16 protein-coding genes are annotated in these 19,382 nt (G+C 64.3%); 10 read left to right on the forward strand and 6 right to left on the reverse strand.

From position 1 onward, the window contains the following. The first annotated feature begins 113 nt into the window (after window positions 1–113). Both ACTHJ1_RS14730 and ACTHJ1_RS14735 read left to right on the forward strand, forming a co-directional pair. On the forward strand, window positions 114–1,121 hold the full coding sequence (locus ACTHJ1_RS14730) for a zinc-binding alcohol dehydrogenase family protein (RefSeq protein WP_440193652.1): 1,008 nt from the start codon (window positions 114–116) through the stop codon (window positions 1,119–1,121). A gap of 2 nt (window positions 1,122–1,123) precedes the next feature. Next, on the forward strand, window positions 1,124–1,312 hold the full coding sequence (locus ACTHJ1_RS14735) for a 2-hydroxymuconate tautomerase (protein WP_440193654.1): 189 nt from the start codon (window positions 1,124–1,126) through the stop codon (window positions 1,310–1,312). A 77-nt stretch (window positions 1,313–1,389) separates the two neighbouring features. Here ACTHJ1_RS14735 and ACTHJ1_RS14740 read toward each other — a convergent pair whose 3' ends face one another. Beyond that, the gene (locus ACTHJ1_RS14740) at window positions 1,390–3,615 is read right to left on the reverse strand and encodes an NADP-dependent isocitrate dehydrogenase (RefSeq protein ID WP_440193656.1); all 2,226 of its coding nucleotides are present in this window, start codon (window positions 3,613–3,615) and stop codon (window positions 1,390–1,392) included. A 136-nt stretch (window positions 3,616–3,751) separates the two neighbouring features. Further along, the gene (locus tag ACTHJ1_RS14745; RefSeq protein WP_440193658.1) at window positions 3,752–4,441 is read right to left on the reverse strand and encodes a GntR family transcriptional regulator; all 690 of its coding nucleotides are present in this window, start codon (window positions 4,439–4,441) and stop codon (window positions 3,752–3,754) included. A 259-nt stretch (window positions 4,442–4,700) separates the two neighbouring features. On the opposite strand from ACTHJ1_RS14745, the gene ACTHJ1_RS14750 reads away from it, so the two are divergent. The 8 genes from ACTHJ1_RS14750 (at window position 4,701) to ACTHJ1_RS14785 (ending at window position 13,949) form a co-directional block, all read left to right on the forward strand. Then, window positions 4,701–6,242 (forward strand): ABC transporter substrate-binding protein, encoded by a 1,542-nt coding sequence (locus ACTHJ1_RS14750; RefSeq protein WP_440193660.1) that lies wholly within the window; start codon window positions 4,701–4,703, stop codon window positions 6,240–6,242. A gap of 3 nt (window positions 6,243–6,245) precedes the next feature. Further along, a complete protein-coding gene (locus tag ACTHJ1_RS14755) occupies window positions 6,246–7,262 on the forward strand; it encodes an ABC transporter permease (protein ID WP_440193662.1) in 1,017 nt (338 codons plus the stop codon). Continuing rightward, complete coding sequence (locus ACTHJ1_RS14760) at window positions 7,262–8,152, forward strand: ABC transporter permease (protein ID WP_440193664.1); 891 nt, start codon at window positions 7,262–7,264, stop codon at window positions 8,150–8,152. The genes ACTHJ1_RS14755 and ACTHJ1_RS14760 overlap by 1 nt, the downstream gene beginning before the upstream one ends. 3 nt (window positions 8,153–8,155) lie before the next feature. Then, entirely contained in the window at window positions 8,156–10,009 is a 1,854-nt protein-coding gene (locus tag ACTHJ1_RS14765) for a dipeptide ABC transporter ATP-binding protein (RefSeq protein WP_440193666.1), read from the forward strand. Between the two features lie 20 nt (window positions 10,010–10,029). Beyond that, window positions 10,030–11,364: an aromatic ring-hydroxylating oxygenase subunit alpha gene (locus tag ACTHJ1_RS14770; RefSeq protein WP_440193668.1), complete on the forward strand. Its 1,335-nt coding sequence runs from the start codon at window positions 10,030–10,032 to the stop codon at window positions 11,362–11,364. Window positions 11,365–11,391: 27 nt separating this feature from the next. Continuing rightward, window positions 11,392–11,877: an aromatic-ring-hydroxylating dioxygenase subunit beta gene (locus tag ACTHJ1_RS14775; RefSeq protein ID WP_440193670.1), complete on the forward strand. Its 486-nt coding sequence runs from the start codon at window positions 11,392–11,394 to the stop codon at window positions 11,875–11,877. Between the two features lie 76 nt (window positions 11,878–11,953). Further along, window positions 11,954–12,718, forward strand: a complete 765-nt coding sequence (locus ACTHJ1_RS14780; protein ID WP_440193672.1) for a DUF169 domain-containing protein — start codon at window positions 11,954–11,956, stop codon at window positions 12,716–12,718. A 76-nt stretch (window positions 12,719–12,794) separates the two neighbouring features. After that, window positions 12,795–13,949: a diguanylate cyclase gene (locus tag ACTHJ1_RS14785; protein ID WP_440193674.1), complete on the forward strand. Its 1,155-nt coding sequence runs from the start codon at window positions 12,795–12,797 to the stop codon at window positions 13,947–13,949. Between the two features lie 47 nt (window positions 13,950–13,996). Here the strand turns inward: ACTHJ1_RS14785 and ACTHJ1_RS14790 are convergent, their stop codons facing one another. The 4 genes from ACTHJ1_RS14790 to ACTHJ1_RS14805 form a co-directional block, all read right to left on the reverse strand. Further along, on the reverse strand, window positions 13,997–16,057 hold the full coding sequence (locus ACTHJ1_RS14790) for a diguanylate cyclase domain-containing protein (RefSeq protein ID WP_440193676.1): 2,061 nt from the start codon (window positions 16,055–16,057) through the stop codon (window positions 13,997–13,999). 172 nt (window positions 16,058–16,229) lie between these two features. After that, window positions 16,230–17,231 carry an ABC transporter substrate-binding protein gene (locus tag ACTHJ1_RS14795; RefSeq protein ID WP_440193742.1) on the reverse strand — a complete coding sequence of 334 codons (1,002 nt, stop codon included), beginning with the start codon at window positions 17,229–17,231 and terminating at the stop codon, window positions 16,230–16,232. Between the two features lie 70 nt (window positions 17,232–17,301). Next, a complete protein-coding gene (locus ACTHJ1_RS14800) occupies window positions 17,302–18,654 on the reverse strand; it encodes a sensor histidine kinase (RefSeq protein WP_440193678.1) in 1,353 nt (450 codons plus the stop codon). A gap of 41 nt (window positions 18,655–18,695) precedes the next feature. Beyond that, window positions 18,696–19,373: a response regulator gene (locus ACTHJ1_RS14805; RefSeq protein WP_440193680.1), complete on the reverse strand. Its 678-nt coding sequence runs from the start codon at window positions 19,371–19,373 to the stop codon at window positions 18,696–18,698. Window positions 19,374–19,382: the final 9 nt, after the last annotated feature.

Here is a 19,382-nt window from a genome sequence, read left to right on the forward strand (position 1 = left end):
AAGTGAAAGTATTGAACGATATTACCTCTGTATAAGTAAATCCGGGGCGGGCAAAGTGCCATCCATCGCCGCTGCGCAGCGAACCCCATTCCACTCTTCGCCAGGAACCCGCCATGAAAGCCATCGCCTATACCCGACACGACCTGCCCGCCGACGATCCCCAAGCCCTGATCGATATCGACCTGCCCACGCCCGAACCCGGGCCGCACGACCTTCTGGTCGCCGTGCGCGCCATTTCGGTCAATCCGGTCGACACCAAAATCCGCAGGAGCGCCACGCCCGAAGCGCCGCGGGTCCTGGGCTGGGACGCAGTCGGCACCGTAACCGCCATCGGCAGCGCGGTCACGCTGTTCAAGCCGGGCGACGAGGTCTACTACGCCGGCGCGCTCACGCGCCCGGGCACCAACGCCGAATTCCACCTGGTCGACGAACGCATCGTGGGCACCAAGCCCAGGACGCTGTCGGACGCGCAGGCCGCGGCGCTGCCGCTGACCACGATCACGGCATGGGAATTGCTGTTCGATCGCCTGGGCGTGCCCGAAGGCGGCGGCGAAGGCCAAAGTCTGCTCGTCGTCGGCGCCGCAGGCGGCGTGGGTTCCATGCTCGTGCAATTGGCGCGCAAGCTCACCCGATTGACCGTAATCGGCACGGCCTCGCGCACCGAAACTCGACAGTGGGTCCAGGACCTGGGCGCGCATCACGTCATCGATCACGGCAAACCGCTGACCGAGGAGCTCGCCCGCATCGGCGCGCCTCAGGTCGACATGGTCGCCAGCCTGACCCACACCGAAGAGCACTATGCCCGGATCGTCGAAGCGCTGGCGCCGCAGGGCCGACTGACCCTGATCGACGACCCGGCCATGCTCAATGCCATGCCGCTCAAGTCCAAGTCGATCTCGCTGCACCTCGAGATGATGTTCACGCGTTCGCTATTCGAAACGCCCGACATGGCGCGCCAGCATGAACTGCTCGATCGCGTCTCGCGGTTGATCGACGACGGCGTGCTCAAGACGACCTTGGGCGATCACTACGGTAAGATCAACGCGGCAAACCTGCGCCGCGCGCACGCCATGCTGGAAAGCAGCAAGACGCGCGGCAAAATCGTTCTCGAAGGATTCTGATCATGCCGTACGTCCGTGTCGAAATGCTGGAAGGCCGCAGCGAAGAGCAAAAGGCCAAACTCGCTCAAGTCATTACCAATGCCATGGTGGAGCACGCCAGCGCCAAGCCCGACAGCGTCTTCGTCGTCTTCGAAGACGTGAAGAAGAGCAACTGGGCTACAGGCGGAACGCTGGTGTCGCAGAAGAAATAATGCTTCGCACGGAAATGCCATGAAAAAACCCGGCATGTGCCGGGTTTTTTCATGGGTACTGCTGCAGCCGCTTGCGATCAGAAAGAAGCCAGCGCGGCATTGAGCGTCGCGCTGGGACGCATGGCCTTGCCGGCCAGCTCTGCGTCCGGACGATAGTAGCCGCCGATATTGACCGGGATGCCTTGCACGGCGCCCAGTTCGGCGACGATCTTGGCTTCGTTGTCGGTCAGCGTCTTGGCCAACGGAGCGAACTTGGTCTGCAGTTCCTTGTCTTCGGTCTGGGCGGCCAGCGCCTGGGCCCAGTACATGCCCAGGTAAAAGTGACTGCCGCGGTTGTCGATGCCACCGACCTTGCGGGCGGGCGACTTGTCGGTGTCGAGGAACTTGCCGGTGGCTTCGTCCAGCGTTCGGGCCAGAACCTTGGCGCGGGCGTTGCCGGTGTTTTCGCCCAGGAATTCGAGCGAAGCGGCCAGCGCCATGAACTCGCCCAGCGAATCCCAGCGCAGGAAGTTTTCTTCGTTGAACTGCTGCACGTGCTTGGGCGCCGAGCCGCCGGCGCCGGTTTCGAACAGGCCGCCGCCCGCCATCAGCGGCACGATGGACAGCATCTTGGCGCTGGTGCCCAGCTCCATGATGGGGAACAGGTCTGTGAGGTAATCGCGCAGCACGTTGCCGGTGACCGAGATGGTGTCCTGGCCCTTGCGGATGCGCTCGAGCGAGAACGTGGTGGCCTCGACGGGCGACATGATGCGGATGTCCAGGCCGCTGGTGTCGTGATCCTTCAGGTAGCGCTGCACCTTGGCGATGACGTTGGCATCGTGGGCGCGGGCCGGATCGAGCCAGAACACGGCGGGCGTGTTCGACAGGCGCGCGCGGGTGACGGCGAGCTTGACCCAGTCCTGGATGGGCGCGTCCTTGGTTTGGCACATGCGCCAGATGTCGCCGGTTTCGACGGCATGCTCGAGCAGCACGGCGCCCGAGGCGTCGGTCACCTTGACGGTGCCGTCGGCCGGGATGATGAAGGTCTTGTCGTGCGAGCCGTATTCTTCGGCGGCCTGAGCCATCAGGCCCACATTGGGCACCGTGCCCATGGTGACCGGGTCGAAGGCGCCGTTCTTCTTGCAGTCGTCGATGACGGCCTGGTAGACGCCGGCATAGGAGCGGTCGGGAATGCAGGCCTTGGCGTCCTGCGCCTCGCCCTGGGCGTTCCACATTTTGCCGCCTTCGCGGATCATGGCGGGCATGGAGGCGTCGACGATGACGTCGCTGGGCACGTGCAGATTGGTAATGCCCTTGTCGGAGTTCACCATGGCCAGCGCGGGCTGCTTCTTGTACAGCGCCTCGATGTCGGCCTTGATATCGACCTGCATGGCCGCCGGCAGCGTATACAGCCGGTTGTAGAGATCGCCGATGCCGTTGTTGGGATCGAAGCCGGCCTGGGCCAGCGCGGCAGCGTGCTTGGCCAGCACCTCTTCGTAAAAGACCGAGACGAAGTGACCGAAGATGACCGGGTCGGAGACCTTCATCATGGTGGCCTTCAGATGCACCGAAAACAGCACGCCCTGGGCGCGGGCATCGGCGACCTGTTCGGCGGCGAAGGCGCGCAGGGCCTTCCTGCTCATCACCGACGCGTCGATCAGTTCGCCGGCCTTGACCTTGGTGGTTTCTTTCAGGACCTTGACCGAACCGTCCTTGCCGTGCAGGGTGATCTTGACCGCGCCCTCCGAGGCGATCTCGGCCGATTTCTCGCTGCCGTAGAAATCGCCGCCCGACATATGGGCCACATGGGCCTTGGAGCCGGCCGTCCAGGTGCCCATTTTGTGGGGATGCTTGCGGGCGTAGTTCTTGACCGACAGGGGCGCGCGGCGGTCTGAGTTGCCTTCGCGCAGCACGGGGTTGACGGCGCTGCCCTTGATTTTGTCGTAGCGGGCCTTGACGTCTTTCTCGGCGTCGTTCTTGGGCTCGTCGGGGTAGTCGGGCAGCGTGTAGCCCTTGCCTTGCAGTTCCTTGATCGCGGCCTTGAGCTGCGGAATCGAGGCGCTGATGTTGGGCAGCTTGATGATGTTGGCTTCGGGCGTGGTGGCGAGCTGGCCCAGATAGGCCAGATCGTCGGAGATGCGCTGGGCTTCGGTCAGCGACTCGGGAAAGGTGGCGATGATGCGGCCGGACAGCGAAATGTCGCGGGTTTCGACGGCGATGCCCGCCGGGCCGGCGTAGGCCTGCACGATGGGAAGCAGCGAATACGTCGCGAGCGCGGGCGCTTCGTCGGTAAGGGTGTAGATGATCTTCGACGTGGTAGACATTCGGTCAGCCTTGGTTCGGGGTCTTTTATCAGTAGAAAGACAAAGCAATCCGGCAGCCCATGGGCATGGCGGTCCGCGGCAGCCCGGCTCTCAGCTGGCGAGGCAGGGCCCGCGGGTCTCAGAGTCTAGCACCGTCTCAGCGGGCCAGGGGCGGCTCGCCGCCCGAAAGACGCCGGTAACACTGGTAGTAGCAAGCCGCTGCCGTACGGCAGTGCGTGGTCATGCGCTCGCGCACCAGGTCGGCGTTGCCCGACAGATAGGCCTCGTACAGGCCCCGCATGCCGTCCAGGATGATGCCGCGGACGGTTTCGTCCTGCATGGTCATCAGGCGCACTATCTGCGCGTGGTCGATGAAGCGGGAAATGGCGTCGGCCATGGCGCGGTTGGGCACGTTGTCGATCCAGGCAGCCCGGTAATCGGCGTTCAGGCGCATAAAGGCCTCCCAATCGCCGCGATCCGAGGCCTCTTCGGCCGCGTCCAGCGCGCTCTTCATCCGGGCCAGGAAGGCCGGGCCGGCGTTGGCGGTGGCCAACGCGGCGGCATGCGGTTCGAGCAGGATGCGGATCTCGAAAATGTCGTTGATCTGCTGCAGCGAATGGCGCCGCAGAATGAAGCCGCGCGCGGTGCCCTCCAGCATGCCCTCGCTCTTGAGCTGCATCAGGGCCTCGCGCACCGGCATGCGCGAGACGTGCAGCTCCCGCGCAATGTCGTGATCGACCAGACGGTCGCTGCTGCCGACCAGCCCCATCTGGATACGCTCGCGCAGCATCTGATAGACGCGTTCGCGCAGGTTGGGCTTTTTGCCGGATTTGGCAGGGGACTGCATGACGCTCCTTTTGTGCGGTTCGACGGCTCGGCGCAAGACCGCGGTCGGCGCATCCTAGACTAACGATCCCCTTAATGAGCAGTGGAGGTAATCAGGGTTTTCACTTAAACAATATATTCTTCTTGATAAAAACAACTACCTGTTTTTAAATAAATAAATTAACTTTAAACCTAAACTAATTGGTAAATTTTTCCATGCAGTATATGGTTTTGAGACGCTGCTGACCCCTTAATCCCGATCTCGTGTTTTGGAGGTGCATATGAGTACCCGTTCGCTGTCCGCGCTTGCCCGTCGAGCGCTCGCTTCGTGTGTGATGGCGCTGGGCTGCGCCGCCATCGCCCCGGCCGCCCAGGCTGCCGGCAACGAGTTGACGATCGCCTACCCGGTCGACGTGCCCAGCTGGGACCCGACCGCGGGCACCTGGCCCGCGGTCCAGTCGATCTACAAGGCCGTCTTCGACTCGCCGCTGATGATCAACGACAAGCTGGAGATCACGCCGCGCCTGATTCAATCGTGGAAATGGCTGGACGACAAGAACACCCGCCTGGACATCGTGCTGCGCAGCGGCGTCACCTTCCAGGACGGCAGCAAGCTCACCACCGAAGATTTCAAATACACCTTCTTCGAGCGGCCCAAGACCGACAAGAAACTGGTGATCAACAGCACCTTCACCAACAAACTGTCCGACATCGAGATCAAGTCGCCCACCGAAGCGGTGATGGATTTCAAGAACCCCACGCCCACGGCGCCCGACTGGCTGGCCTTCATGACGGCCTTCATCCTGCCCAAGGCTTATGTCGAGAAGGTCGGTACCGACGGGTTCCTGGCGCATCCGATCGGCGCCGGCCCCTACAAGCTGGTGAGCTACGAGCGCGGTTCGCGCGCGGTGCTCGAGGCCTATGACGGCTACTGGGGCCCCAAGCCCGCCATCAAGCGCGTGGTCTTCAACTTCGTGCCCGATACCTCGGCCCGCGTGGCCATGCTGGAATCGGGCCGCGCCGACGTGGCCGTGCAGATCCCGGTGCGCGACGCCGAGCGCCTGAAGAACGACAGCAAGCTGGTGTCCAAGGTCTATCCGTACACCCAGATTTTCATCGTGCAGATGCCCAGCTACGTGACCGCGCTGCAAAACGTGCACGTGCGCCGCGCCATGCAGATGGCCATCAACAAGCAGGCCCTGTCGCGCGCCTTCTTCGCCAACACGGCCAAGCCGATCTCGGTGCTGGCCCTGCCCGGCACGCCGGCCTATGTCACCGACGCCGACGTCAAGTACGACCCGAAGGCCGCCATGGCCGAGCTGGCCAAGGCCGGCTACAGCCCCGGCAAACCGCTGGAGATTCCCTTCCTGTCGGCCAACGGCTCGACGCCGGGCGACTACGACATGGCGCGCGCCATCGTGCAGATGTGGGCGCAGATCGGCATCAAGGCCGACCTGCAGGAAGTGACTCTGGCCAAGTACATGGAACTGAGCCATTCGTCCAAGCTGCCCGGCCCCATGCTCTATAGCTGGGACAACGCCACGGCCGACCCGGAGATCTTCGCCGGCTACATCCTGAACCCCGCCCTGCCGTTCTCGGCCTGGAAGCAGCCCGAACTGGCCGACACCTTCAAGCAGCTCTCGGCGCTGCCGCAGGCCCAGCGCATCGCCGGCTACCAGGCGATCGAGAAGAAGGCCAGCGAAGATGCCTGGAGCATCCCGCTGATCCAGAGCGTGACGACCATCGCCTATAAAAAGACGCTGAACGTCAACACTTACCCGACCGGCTACATCATGCCGCAAGAGTACAGCTGGAAGAAGTAAGCGATGCTTGCCGTCCTAGCCCGCCAGGTGTTTGCGCGCGTGCTCATCGCGATACCGATGATCTTCGCGCTGTCGGTGGTGGTTTTCGTGGTGCTGCGCATGCTGCCGGCCGACCCGCTGGCCATGATGCTGCCGCCCACCGCCACGCCGGCCGAGGTCGCGTCGCTGCGCGCCGCTCTGGGGCTGGATCGGTCGCTGCCGGTTCAATACGGCATCTGGCTGGTCCACGCCCTGCACGGCGACCTGGGACGCTCCATCACCTCGGGCGAGACGGTGACCCACCTGATCGCCACCAACCTGCCGGCCACGATCGAACTGTCGGTCGTGGCGCTGGTGTTCTCGCTCATCATCAGCATCCCCGGCGGCCTGCTGCTCTACGCGCGGAACAAGCGGCGCGGCGAGCTGCTGGCCGACGGCTTCGTGGTGCTGCTGATCTCGGTGCCGTCTTTTTTGTGGGGCATCTTCCTGATGCTCGTCCTGGGCGTGATGTGGCCCATCCTGCCTTTCTCGGACCGCTTCGGCGCCGACATCGCACCGCCCAAAACCACCGGCTTTGCGCTGATCGACTTTCTTCTGCGCGGCGATTTCCATGCCTGGGCCAACGCCTTTTCGCACTTGATTCTGCCTGCCCTGGCGCTGGCGCTGGGTTTCGCGCCGCTCATCATTCGCGTGCTGCGCGCCAGCCTGCTGGAAGCGGCCGGCGAGCAGTACGCCATGGTGGCGCGGCTGCGCGGCCAGTCCGATGCGCGCATCGTGCTGCGGCACATGTTCAAGAACGCGGCGCTGCCCACGCTCACGCTCATCGGCGTGCAGTTCGGTTTTCTGTTCGGCGGCACGCTGCTCATCGAGATGATCTTTTCCTTTCCCGGCCTGGGCAACCTGATGGTGCAGGCCGTGCGCAACCATGATCTGCCGCTGATCCAGGGCATCGCCCTGGTGTTCTGCGTCATCATTCTGGTCATCAATACCTGTGTCGACTGCCTGTACACGGTGGTCAACCCGCGGCTGAGGGACGCCTGATGTCTACGCTGGCACTGCAATCGAGCGGCCGTTGGCGCCAGACCGCGCGCGCGCTGCTGAATTCTCCCAAGACCATGACGGGCGGCGCCATCGTGCTGGCGCTGGTTCTGGTGGCGATCTTCGCGCCCTGGATCGCGCCCAACGATCCGTTGTCGCAGGACCTGCTCTCGCCGCTGCTGCCGCCGGCCTGGATGGCCGACGGCCTGGCGAAGTATCCGCTGGGCACCGACAGCCTGGGCCGCTGCGTGCTTTCACGCCTGATCTTCGGCTCGCGCGTGGCGCTGTGGGTGGGCCTGTGCTCGGCCGTGGGCACCATGCTGCTGGGCTGCGCGCTGGCACTGCTGGCCTCGTATTTCGGCGGCAAGATCGACCGCGCCATCGGCTATCTGGTCGATCTGTGGATGTCGTTCCCGCCGGTGGTGCTGTCGCTGATCCTCATGGTGGGCCTGGGTCCCGGCGTGGGCAATGTGATTCTGTCGGTGATCGTGGTCGACTGGACGCGCTTTTGCCGCGTAGTGCGCCCCGAAGCGCTGGTGATCCGGCGCCGCGACTACGTGATCGCGGCCCGTCTGATGGGTTTTTCGCACCTGCGCATCATGCTGCGCGAGATGCTGCCCGGCCTGGTACCGCTCATCATCACGCTGTTCAGCCTGGAGATGGGCGTGGCCATCGTGGTCGAAGCCATTCTCAGCTTCGTCGGCCTGTCGGTGCCGGCCAACACCGTGGCCTGGGGCGTGATGATCGCCGACGCGCGCGGCGTCATGCAGGAAAACATCTGGAACCTGATCCCGCCGGTACTGGGCATCGTGATCACGGTGCTGGGCTTCAACCTGCTGTCCGACGGTCTGCGCCAGGCGCTGGACCCTCGCGCCAACAGCTCCCGGGTGTAAATCATGGCCGCCGTCGAATTTCATGAACTGACGCTTTCGCTCGATGTGGCGGGCAAGCGCGCCGACGTGCTGCGCAGCGTAGACCTAAGCGTCGAACCCGGCGCCATGTTGGGCCTGGTGGGCGAATCGGGCGCGGGCAAAAGCATGGCCGGACGCGTGATCGCCGGCGAGATTCCGCCCGGCTTCGCCGTCACCCAAGGCGCCGTGCGCTTCGAAGGCCGGGATCTGCTGGCCCTGCCGCGCAGGCAGCATCGCGCCCTGCTGGGCCGCCGCATCGCTTTCATTCCCCAAGAGCCGCTGTCGGGCCTGAACCCGGTGCTCACCGTACGCCAGCAGCTGTTCGAGCATCTGGCGCACGTGGGCGCGCCCAAGGCGCAATGGCGCCGGATGGCGCTGGACCGCCTGGCCGAGGTGGGCCTGCCCAACGGCGAAGCCATCCTGGCGCGCTACCCTCATCAATTGTCGGGCGGGCAGTGCCAGCGCATTCTCATCGCCATGGCCTTCTGCGGCGAACCCGCGCTGATCGTGGCCGACGAACCCACCACCGCGCTGGACGTGATGACGCAGGCGCAGATCATGCGGGTGCTGCGCGAACAGCAACGACGCCACGGCACGGCCGTCATCCTGATCACGCACGACCTGCGCCTGGCTGCGCACGTGTGCGATAGCGTGGCCGTGCTTTATGCCGGGGAGGTCGTCGAATACGGCTCGGCGGCACAGGTGCTGGACGCACCGGTGCACCCCTATACGCTCAGCCTGAAAAACGCGGCGCCGGCACTGCATGGCGAGCGCATGACCCTGCCCTCGCTGTCGGACTTCATGCCGGCCGTGAGCGACTTCCCCGGCATCCAGGGCTGCCGCTACTACTCGCGCTGCACGGTGCGCAAACCCGAATGCGAGCGCCAGCCGCCGGCCTTGTTGCCGCGCGACGAAGGCCGCCGGGCCCGCTGCCTGGAAATCATCCCCGCGTCCGACGGCGGCGCGGCCCGGGCCGCGCCCGCCCTGCCGGCCGGAGAAACCCGCGCCAGGCCGCTGATCGAATTCCGCAACGTATCGCTAAGCTATCCGGGCCGCTCCAGTCTCTGGAAAAAGGCCGATCCCATACAGGTTGTGCAGCCGGTGTCGTTCACCGTGGCGCCGGGCGAGTTCCTGGGCATCGTGGGCGAGAGCGGCAGCGGCAAGACCTCCATGGCGCGATTGCTGATGGGACTGGTGGCGCCCACCAGCGGCAACATCCTGATCGACGGCCAGGATCGTCATGCCGCAGACGCCGAGCAGGCGCGCGCCTTGCGCAAGACCGTACAAATGGTGTTCCAGAATCCCGACTCGGCGCTCAACCCTCGCCGCCGCGTCGCCGACCTGGTCACCCAGATACTCGAGGCCGACGGCGCCGGATCCGAGCAGGCCGCAGACCGCATGGCCGCCGCACGGCGCCTGATGCAGGCCGTGGGACTCTCGCCCAGCGCGCTCGGGCGACTGCCTTCGCAGTTGTCGGGCGGACAGAAGCAGCGCGTCAATATCGCCCGCGCCCTGTGCCTGACGCCGCGCATGCTGGTGGCCGACGAAATCGTCTCGGGCCTGGACGTCTCGGTGCAGGCGCTCATCCTGAACCTGCTGCTGCGCCTGAACCGCGAACTGGGCATCGGCCTGGTCTTCATTTCGCACGATCTGGCCGTGGTGCGCTACCTGTGCAACCGCGTCATGGTCATGCACCGCGGCGTGGTGGTCGAGGCCGGCGAAACCGAGCAGGTCTTCAATTCGCCGCAGCACGAATACACCCGCGCACTGATCGCGGCCGTGCCGCCGGAAACAGGCGACGCCGTGTGGCCGCCAGCTCTGCCGGCCGTCGCAGCCTGATATGCATCAAGAGGTTCATCATGACTCAGTCCCCGCACATGCCGCCTGAATCCGGCGGCGAATCGGTGGCCGACCTGGTCCAGACCGACCGCGTCCATCGCGACATCTACCTCAGCGAGAGGGTCTACCGGCTCGAACAGGAAAGGCTGTGGAAGCGCGCCTGGGTGTTTCTGGGCCACGCCAGCCTGGTGCCCAAGACGGGCGACTACTACGCAACCGAGATTGCCGGCCAGTCGCTCGTCATGCTGCGCCAGGCCGACGGCACGGTGGCCGTGCGTTTCAACCGTTGCGCGCACAAGGGCAGCCGGCTGCTGCACGAACGCCAGGGCAATGCCGGCAAGTTTCTGCGCTGCCCCTATCACGCGTGGACCTACAAGCTGGACGGCAAGCTGATGTCGGTGCCGCTCAAGAACGACTACGAAGGCACCGGCCTGTCGGAAAGCCCCTCGGCCCAGGGCCTGGCCGAGCCGGGCGGTGTGCGCGACTACAAGGGCTTCGTGTTCGTGCGCCTGAGCAAGACGGGGCCGGACTTCGACAGCTATTTCGATTCCGCCGCGCTGGCTACGCTGGACAACATGGTGGCACGCTCGCCGCTGGGCGAACTGGAGGTGGTGGGCGCCCCGCTGCGCAACGTGATGCGATGCAACTGGAAGATGTACCTCGAGAACATCAACGACACAGTGCATCCTATTTCCACGCACGAATCGGCCGCCGCCGCGGCCGGCAATATCGGCAAATCGCTGCCTGAGGGCGGCGCCGGAAACTCGCTCGCCATGGAGCAGCTGCTGCCTTTCGGCGCAGGCTACAGCTTTTATTCCGATATGGGCGCCAAGGTGCTGCCCAACGGCCACAGCGTGCTGGGCACCAAGGCCAGCATCCACACCGGCTACGCCCCCTTGCCCGAATATGAGGCCGAGCTGGCAGAACTCTACGGCGCGGACCAGGCGCGCGCGCTCCTGTCGTTCTCGCCGCAGAACACCGTTCTCTACCCCAGCGCGGCGTTCAAGACGTCGCCTTCGCTGATACGCGTGCTGCGGCCGCTGGGTCCGGACCGTACGTTGATCGAGATCTGGGCGCTGGCGCCCAAAGGCGCGCCGCAACGCTTGCGCCAACGGGTGGCGTCCTACGTGCGCCTCGTTTTCTCGCCCATGTCGGTGGTGGCGCACGACGACGTGCATCTGTTCGAAAGCCAGCAGATCGGCCTGGGCAGCGACGGCAACGAATGGGTGAGCCTGCACCGCGGCCACAAGGCCGACGAAGCGCAGACGCCCGAACTCGCGCTGGAAAACGGCAACAACGAAATCATGATGCGCAACCAGTATCGCGGCTGGCTGCGCTTGATGGATCCGGCCTGACGGATCCCGGCACAAGGATACGACGCCATGACGCAAGCCTACGCGGACGCGGACCTCGTCCGCCTGGTCTACCAGGAAGCCCGGCTCATCGACCAGGGCCGCTTCGACGAGTGGTACGGGCTCTACACCGACGACGGCCTGTACTGGATGCCGCTCACGCCCGACCAGCAAAGCGGCGCGGACGAGCCTGCGCTGATGTACGAAGACAAGATGCTGCTGCGCCTGCGCCTGGACCGCATGAACGACCCCAAGGCACATTCGCTGCATCCGGCGGTGCGCTGCCTGCACGTGCTGCAGGCCCCGGAAATCACGAGCCGCGATGAAACCGCCGGTCGCTACACACTGAGCACACCCTTCATCTACGTCGAAACGCAGGGCGATACTCAGCATGTGCTGGCGGCCACGGCCGAGCACGAACTGGCCGCCACGCCGCAAGGCCTGCGCATCAGGGTCAAGAAGATTCTGCTGCTCAATTGCGACGCAGCGCTGCCCGCAATACAGCGGCTGCCGTGAAACGTTGCCCGGTCGGTTTGCGCCGCCGTCCTCCCGGCCGTAACGTAGTCCGTCGACATCACGAGGAGCGGCACTGATGGACAGCGATCTGGCAAAACTGGCGGCCGAGCTCGAGCATCTGCTCAAGCTGCGCAGCATCCCGTTCGGCATGAAGCTGTGTGAACGGCGCGAGGACATGGAGGCCGTTCCCCGCATACGCCGCCCCAAGGCGATACACACCATGGACCAGATCGTGGGGCAGACCGCCCGGCTGGGGTTTACGCTGGGCGTCACCGCTGACGATCTGGTCGGCGCGCAATGCCGGTCGGTGGTCGGCCTGGGCAGCGCCAAAGACGCCGAATGGGCGTCCGGCCGGCACATGGCGGGCGTCTGGTACGCCACGATCGAAGACGCCCGCGCCCACCAGGCCGCCATGGCGTGCGTGGCGGACGGCCAGTATGAAGCGCTGGTGGTGTCCCCGCTCGCCGCCGGCCGCATCGTCCCGCAGATCGCCCTGTTCTACGCCACGCCCGGCGCCATGATGTACTTCATCAACGGGCTGCAGTGGTCGGGGTACCGGCGTTTCGACTGGAGCGTGGTCGGAGAGTCTTCCTGTGCCGACTCCTGGGGCCGGGCTCTCAAGACCGGCAAGCCGAGCCTGTCGATTCCCTGCTTCGCCGAGCGCCGCTACGGCGGCGTCCTGGACGACGAGATGCTGATGGCGCTGCCGCCGGCCATGCTGGAGCAGGCCGTCGCAGGCATGCACGCCCTGGCCGGGAACGGGTTGCGCTACCCGTTCGCGCAATACGGCATCCAGCAGGATGTCCGCGCGGGGATGGAGGTCAGCTACCCCGGAAAGTAATCAGATCAAATGGGGGGTAGGCGCACGAGCCCTAAAATCGCTATGCTTGCGTATTTACCTTCATCTGCCCGGAGCCATGCCCCCGACCGCATACGCCGGCGACGCGCCTACGCATCCCTACGCCTCGCTCGACACTGCGCTCGAGATGGGCTTCCAGCAGTGCGTCGAGCAATTCCGCAAGGCTTTGCTAGCCTGCCCGATAGGCTGGCTGTTCGTGTCATGGTTGGTCTGGGGCGAAACCACGCAGCAGCTCCTTCTAGGCTGGCTCGGCCTCATCGCGTTGGCCTGGCTGGCAAGCCTAGCCATCCTCACCCGCCTCGCGCGCAGGCACATCACCGTCGCCCGCGACGGCTGGCTGTTGTATCTGGCCGTGGTGCTCGACGGGTTGGCCTGGGGTTCGAGCCTGCTCTTTCTCGTTGTGGACGAGCATGTCTACCTGGGCCTGATCGTCGTGCTGTGCGGCGTCACCGCGCTGGTAGCGCCCGTCTTCATAAGCCACATCCGCGCCTATCGCTTCCACAGCCTGGCGATCTATGCCATGGTGGCCGCCAACTGCCTTTACCGCCATGACGACGCCTACGTCCAGGCGTTAAAGCTAATGGCCGGCATGGCGCTTTTCATGCTGTTCATTCATATCCATGCTCAGCGGACAGCAGCCCGAATCCTGCACGGCTTGCGGCTGCAGCTCGAAAATGCAATGCTCACCGAGCAGTTGCGCGAAAGATTGCGCGCGGCCAAGCTCGACGCCACCACCGATCCGCTGACCGGCCTGGCCAACCGCCGCGTGCTGGACAGCGCTCTGGTCACCTGGCAAAGCCGCGTCGTCCACAGCGCGCGCCAGCTGTCGGTGCTGATGATCGACATCGACCACTTCAAGCAGATCAACGACACCTACGGCCACGAGGTCGGCGACCGCGTGCTGCGCGCCTTTGCCGAGCACGTGCGCAGCCTGCTGCGCTCGCAAGACCTGTTTGCACGGCACGGCGGCGAAGAGTTCGTCATCCTGCTGCCCGACACGCCGGTAGAAGCCGCCTCGCATGCCGGCAACCGCATCCGCGCCAGTCTCGAAAGCACGCCGCTCATCAACGATCCGCCCGTGCGCATCACGGTGTCCATCGGTGTGGCGCAGCATCAAGACGGCGAATCCATCGACACCACGATGGCCCGAGCCGACGCCGCCGCCTATTCCGCCAAGCATCTGGGCCGCAACAAGGTGCATCTGGCGGCCTGACCCCGTACCGCACGACGTGTTCGACGCAAAAACGCGCGCCGCACCCGCTATGACGAGGCCTGCGCCTGTATGGCCTCGGTAAAAAAGCAGACCCTGTTGCGGCCCTGCGACTTGGCCTGGTACATGGCCAGGTCGGCTCGGCGCATCAGCTCGGCCAGGTTTTCGCTACGCCCCCGGAACAGTTCGACACCGATACTGGGTGTGCTGCGCACCGGCTGCCCGTCCAGGTCGTAGGGCCTGTTCAAGGTCGCCAGCACCTTGTTCGCAACGATTTCGACTTTCGCGGCGACTTCTTCGCGCCCGCCGGCCAGGCCGTCGAGCACCACGACGAACTCGTCGCCGCCCAGGCGGGCAGCGTCGTCATTGCCCATGCGCGAGAGCGTGTCGCTGGTGCGCAGGCTGTCGCGCAGACGCGCGGCCACCTGGACCAGAAGCTGATCGCCGCATTTGTGCCCGAGCGTGTCGTTGATCTTCTTGAAGTTGTCCAGATCGATGAACATCAGCGCGCCGTACGTGCCCTCGCGCGCGCTGACCGCCTGGGCGCGCTCCAGGCGATCGAACATCAGGCGACGATTGGGCAAGCCCGTGAGCTCGTCGTAGAACGCGAGTTGCCTGATTTCTTCTTGCGCACGCTTTTGTTCGGCAATGTCGCGCATCACGCCGCGATAGCCGGCGAACCGCCCGCCAGCATCGTATTTCGGCTCGCCGCTGATCGAGACCCAGGTCCACTCGCCGTTGCCGCCAGGCAGCTGCAGCTCCAGTTCGTGAAACGATCGGTGCGCATTCATCAGCGCGCGCTGCTCGTCGAAATCGACCGACATGTTCCGCACGTCCCGCAGCACGCCCGCACTCTTGCCGAGAAGGCTGGACATGTACTGCATATTCGACGTGCCCTGGCCCTCGATCTTCGTGATGCGCAAATCGCAGTCCAACTCCCAGTACAGATCGGCCGATAAATGCGTGAGGCTGCGCCAGCGCGCCTCGCTCTCGCGCAGAGATTCCTGCGTGTAGATATGATGCGTCGCATCGATGAGCACCCATACGTAGCCGCCCGTCGCAAGGGGTTGGCGGCGCATTTCCAGGACGTAACCCGAGGTCATGTCGAGGATGTAGTTTTTCGAGTGGTCCCACTCGTATCCGATCAGATCGCCATCCAGCCTTTCCCAACCGGTGTCGTCCGACGACTTGCCGTTCAGGACGAACAGCGCCTTGCGCTTTTTGGGATCGAGAATGGCGCGCGTGATGTCCCGCATCGCCGGCAGACTTTCCGCGTAGGCCCCGGATATATCGAGCAGTTCCAGAAATTGCCGGTTGTAGGAATGAAGCCGGCCCTGCGCGTCTTCATAGGCGACGCCTTGCGTCACCGACGCCAGAATGTCGTTCATCAGATGCAACTGCTCGCGCAGCTGTGCGTTCTGATCCGACGCAATCTGCACTTGCCCGCGATTGCCCAAGGCGGCCTCGAAGCGCTGCCGCTCGATCACCCGACCCAGCTGGACGCCGATTTGCGCCATATTGTGCAATAGCGATTCGCCCGGTTCCTCGTCGCGATCCGAGAAAAATTCGAGCACGGCCACGACCTCGCGCCCCAGCAGCACCGGAAAGGCAAACGCAGACCGCAGTCCCGCCTGCTGCGCCACGGCTGCGCGCGAAAAGTCCTCATCCTGCACAATATCGAGCGTCCAGGCGGGCCGGCCCGTGCCCAGCGCCTGTCCCGGCAGGCGGTCATAGGTCGCATCTTCGTCTTCGACGCTGGCCACGCGCAATCTCTCGAAGCGCTCCGGATCGAAGCAATGCCAGATCCCCGACGATGTCAGCCGAGGCTCGGCGCCTGGCGCTGCAGCGTCAACGGCAAAGAGATGGCCGACGGACCATAAGGTATGGCGGCAGATGCGCTCCAGGGCTGACTCGACCGCCGCACCCGCGTCCGCCGTGTGGTCGATCAGAGCGGCGATCGCCTCCAGCAGGCCGACTTCCTGCTCCCGCAGATAAAGCTCGCGCAGGCCGTCCGCGAGACAGGCTTCCGCTTCCAGGCGGGCCTGACGCTCGCGCGCCAGCTCCCGGCGCAATAGGGCCAGCTCATCGTAGGGGGTGGGTCCAACCGACATGGCCGATTTATTGGGATTATGGTTATTGTCGGCCCCCATTTTTTCAGACATGAGGGGGCGCATCAATGCGCCAAGCGAACCCTGCCCGCCGTTCGTCTGGAAAGCGCCGGTGGCCGGCTGCGACATCGAGCTTGTGCAACCGCCGATTTGATAAAAATAAAAGAAGAAACCGCTATTTATTCACCTTATCGACGAAGATGTCGGTATAGGTCTTAGCCAAGTCGATATTGGCCTTCTGCACCTCCGGGCGTATCGTGGACAACACGCGAAGCACAGTTTGCGGGCCGTCGGCGGGCATTCGACCATCGGCGGAAAACGACGGCAGATACGCTTCGAGCGCTTTCACGTAGCGCGCCTTGCCCACGCTCTCGTAATAGCTGCGCGGCAACAGAGCGGCTATTTGCTCGGCGCTGTGCGTGTGCAGATACCGCAATGCCATGACGAAACCTTTGACGAGCTCCGCCGCCTCGCGGCGGTGCGCGTTCACCCAGCTACTGGGCATGTAGAGACAACTGGACGGATAAAGCGCGCCGAGCGCGCTGCGCACGCCGTCGGCATTGCGCATGTCGATGAGCACTTGCGCCTGACCGCTCGATATCAGCCGGGACGCGGTGGGTTCGGACGTCATGCCCGCCACGATGCGGTTCTCGTGCATCGCGTTGATGAATGTCGTTCCCGCGTCCACCGCCTGCAGCTGGTAGTCGTCATGATCGAGCCCCGCCTGAGCCGCCAGATACTCGGTAAGAAAATCGGTCGATGAGCCCAGAGAAGTTACGCCCAGCGATTGCCCCTTGAAATCGGCGGGCGACCTGATCGTCGCGGCAGCCTGGCCGGACACGAGCATGGCTTCGCCGGGCACGTCGGAAAATTGAACGAGCGACTCCACCTCGATGCCCTTGGCCTGCAGGTCTATCGTATGGTCGTAGAAACCCACGACGCCCTGCACCCCGCCTGCGATCATTTCATCTTCCGCATCGACTCCCGCGGATTCCGTCACGACGTCGATGTCGAGCCCGTGCTGCTTGAAATAACGCTGCGCCAGCACGGCTGGCAGATAAATGATCTTGTCGATGCCGCCGACCATGATAGTGATTTTTTCAGCCGCGTCGGCGCGGCCTGCAAGCACGCATGCCCCCAGCGCAAAGGCCGCTGCGGCAATTCCCAGTCTCCTCATGCTCATGCAACTCTCTCCTCCTTGTCTCTGCGGCGGCGACATATCCCGCTGCAGTTGCCGCGCCCCGTTTTTACGGGGTCTCTGGCGATGAACCATCCGTTTCCAGCGGCAATCGGACAATAACGCATAGTCCTCTGCCCTGCTGTCCGTCTGCCAGTTCGACCTCGGCCCTGCACACTCTTGCCGTCTCGCCGACGATCGCAAGGCCAAGTCCGAACCCGCCGCTGTCCGACCTATTGCCTCGGCTGAAGCGTTCGAAAACACGTGATCGAAGCTCGGCGGGAATACCCGGCCCGGTATCGTCAACGCGCAGAATCGCCCACCCTTCGGCGCACCCCGCATAAACCGTGACATGACCGCCCCGCGGCGTATAGCGCACCGCGTTATCGACGAGATTGAACAACAGCTCGTGCAACAGCCTCGGACAGGTCATGATGGTGACGTCGACGCTGTCGGCATCGAGCCCGAGATCGATGCCCTTGTCGTCGGCCAATACCGACAGGCCAACCAGAACCTCGTGTGCGAGATCGAGCAGACTCGCGGATTCGCGCGGCAGATTGGCGTCCCGGCTCGCTTCGGCCTGAGACAGGATCAACAACTGGTTGACGAGATCCTTCAAGCGCCGCGCATTCGCGCGGACCGAAGCCAGGATCTCGCGCAGTTCGTCGTCGGACTGAAGTCGGCTTCCGTAATCGAGCTGCGTGCTCATCAGCGCGATCGGCGTGCGCAGCTGGTGCGCCGCGTCGGCGATGAAGCGCTTCTGGATCTCATGCTGGCGCGTCAGCCGCGCGACATATTGATTGATCGTATCGACGACGGGCCAAAGTTCGCGGTGAAGCTGCATCGTATCGAGCGGCGTGAGATCGTCGGCCTCGCGCGCCTGCAGATCCTTGCGCAGCTTCAGGAGCGGCTTGAGCTCGAAGGTAAGGCCGACCAGCATCAGCACCAGCGTCAGCGTCAGCAGCGCGGATTCCTGCAGCAGCACCGGCTGCCAGAGATTGGCCGCAAATTGCGAAAACGACTTCAAGCCCTGGGCCACGGAGACAAGCACGGTCGTGGTCTGTCCGTTGCGATATAAGCGGCGCGTGATCGTGACCATCCGCAGCGTCTGTCCGCGATAGGCGGTGTTGCCGTAGCTGGGTTCGCCGTCCGCCGGAACCGGCAGGCTGCCCAAGTCCGGCCAGCCAGCGAGCAGCACGTCGGGAAGCGCGCGCACCTGGAAATAAACGCGGTCGTGCTCTTTCGAGGCGAGCATGCGCAATGCCGCCGGCGGCGTATCGGTTATCAGCGCTTCGTCTATCCAGCGCACCTGCTCAGCCATCATTTCGGCCGATGCGAGCAAGCGTCTGTCTTGCAGCAGCAGGGCGTTGTCGCGTGCATTGCGCCAGGACAGCGCCGTCGTCAGCGCCAGCGCGACGATCATCGGTATCAGCACCCATAGAACCAGGCGTACGCGCAATCGCTTCATGTCGGACCGGCGCCGTCCTTGAGCACGTAGCCGATGCCGCGCAGCGTGATGATCCGCGCCTGCGCTCCGGAGAGCTTGCGGCGCAACCGGTAAATATAGGTCTCGATCGCGCTCTCGCCCGCTTCGCTGCCCAGCTCGAATACTTGCGCGACCAGATGCGTTTTCGTGATCGTCTTGCCCTGGCGCAGAATGAGCGACTCGAGCACGCGATGCTCGCGCTGCGTAAGTTCGAGCAGCCGATCGCCCAGGCGGAATTGCTGCATGTCGAGATCGAATTGCAAGTCCGCGCACTGGACTATCGATTGACTGCTGCGTCCGTGCCGACGGATCAGCGCCTTGATCCTGGCCACGAGCTCGCGCATCTCGAACGGCTTGCCGACATAGTCGTCCGCGCCGATGTCGAGGCAGTCGACTTTCACATCGATCGAGGCGTTTGCCGTCACCACGAGAACCGGCATGTCGTTGCGCCGCCGCCGGATGCTGCGCAGCACGTTGCGGCCGTCCATGCCGGGTAATCGCAGATCCAGCAGCAGCAGGTCGTACTGCGATTGCTCGAGACGCGAGATCGCCGTCGCGCCGTCATAGACGCAATCGACCTCGAAGCGCTCCGTGCGAAGCGCCTTGCTGAGCCAGAGGGCGAACTCCTCGTTGTCTTCCACGAGCAGCAGTTTCATTGCTCTATT

The organism is Bordetella sp. (assembly GCF_051960075.1).
In the GTDB taxonomy this organism is placed as follows: domain Bacteria; phylum Pseudomonadota; class Gammaproteobacteria; order Burkholderiales; family Burkholderiaceae_B; genus Bordetella.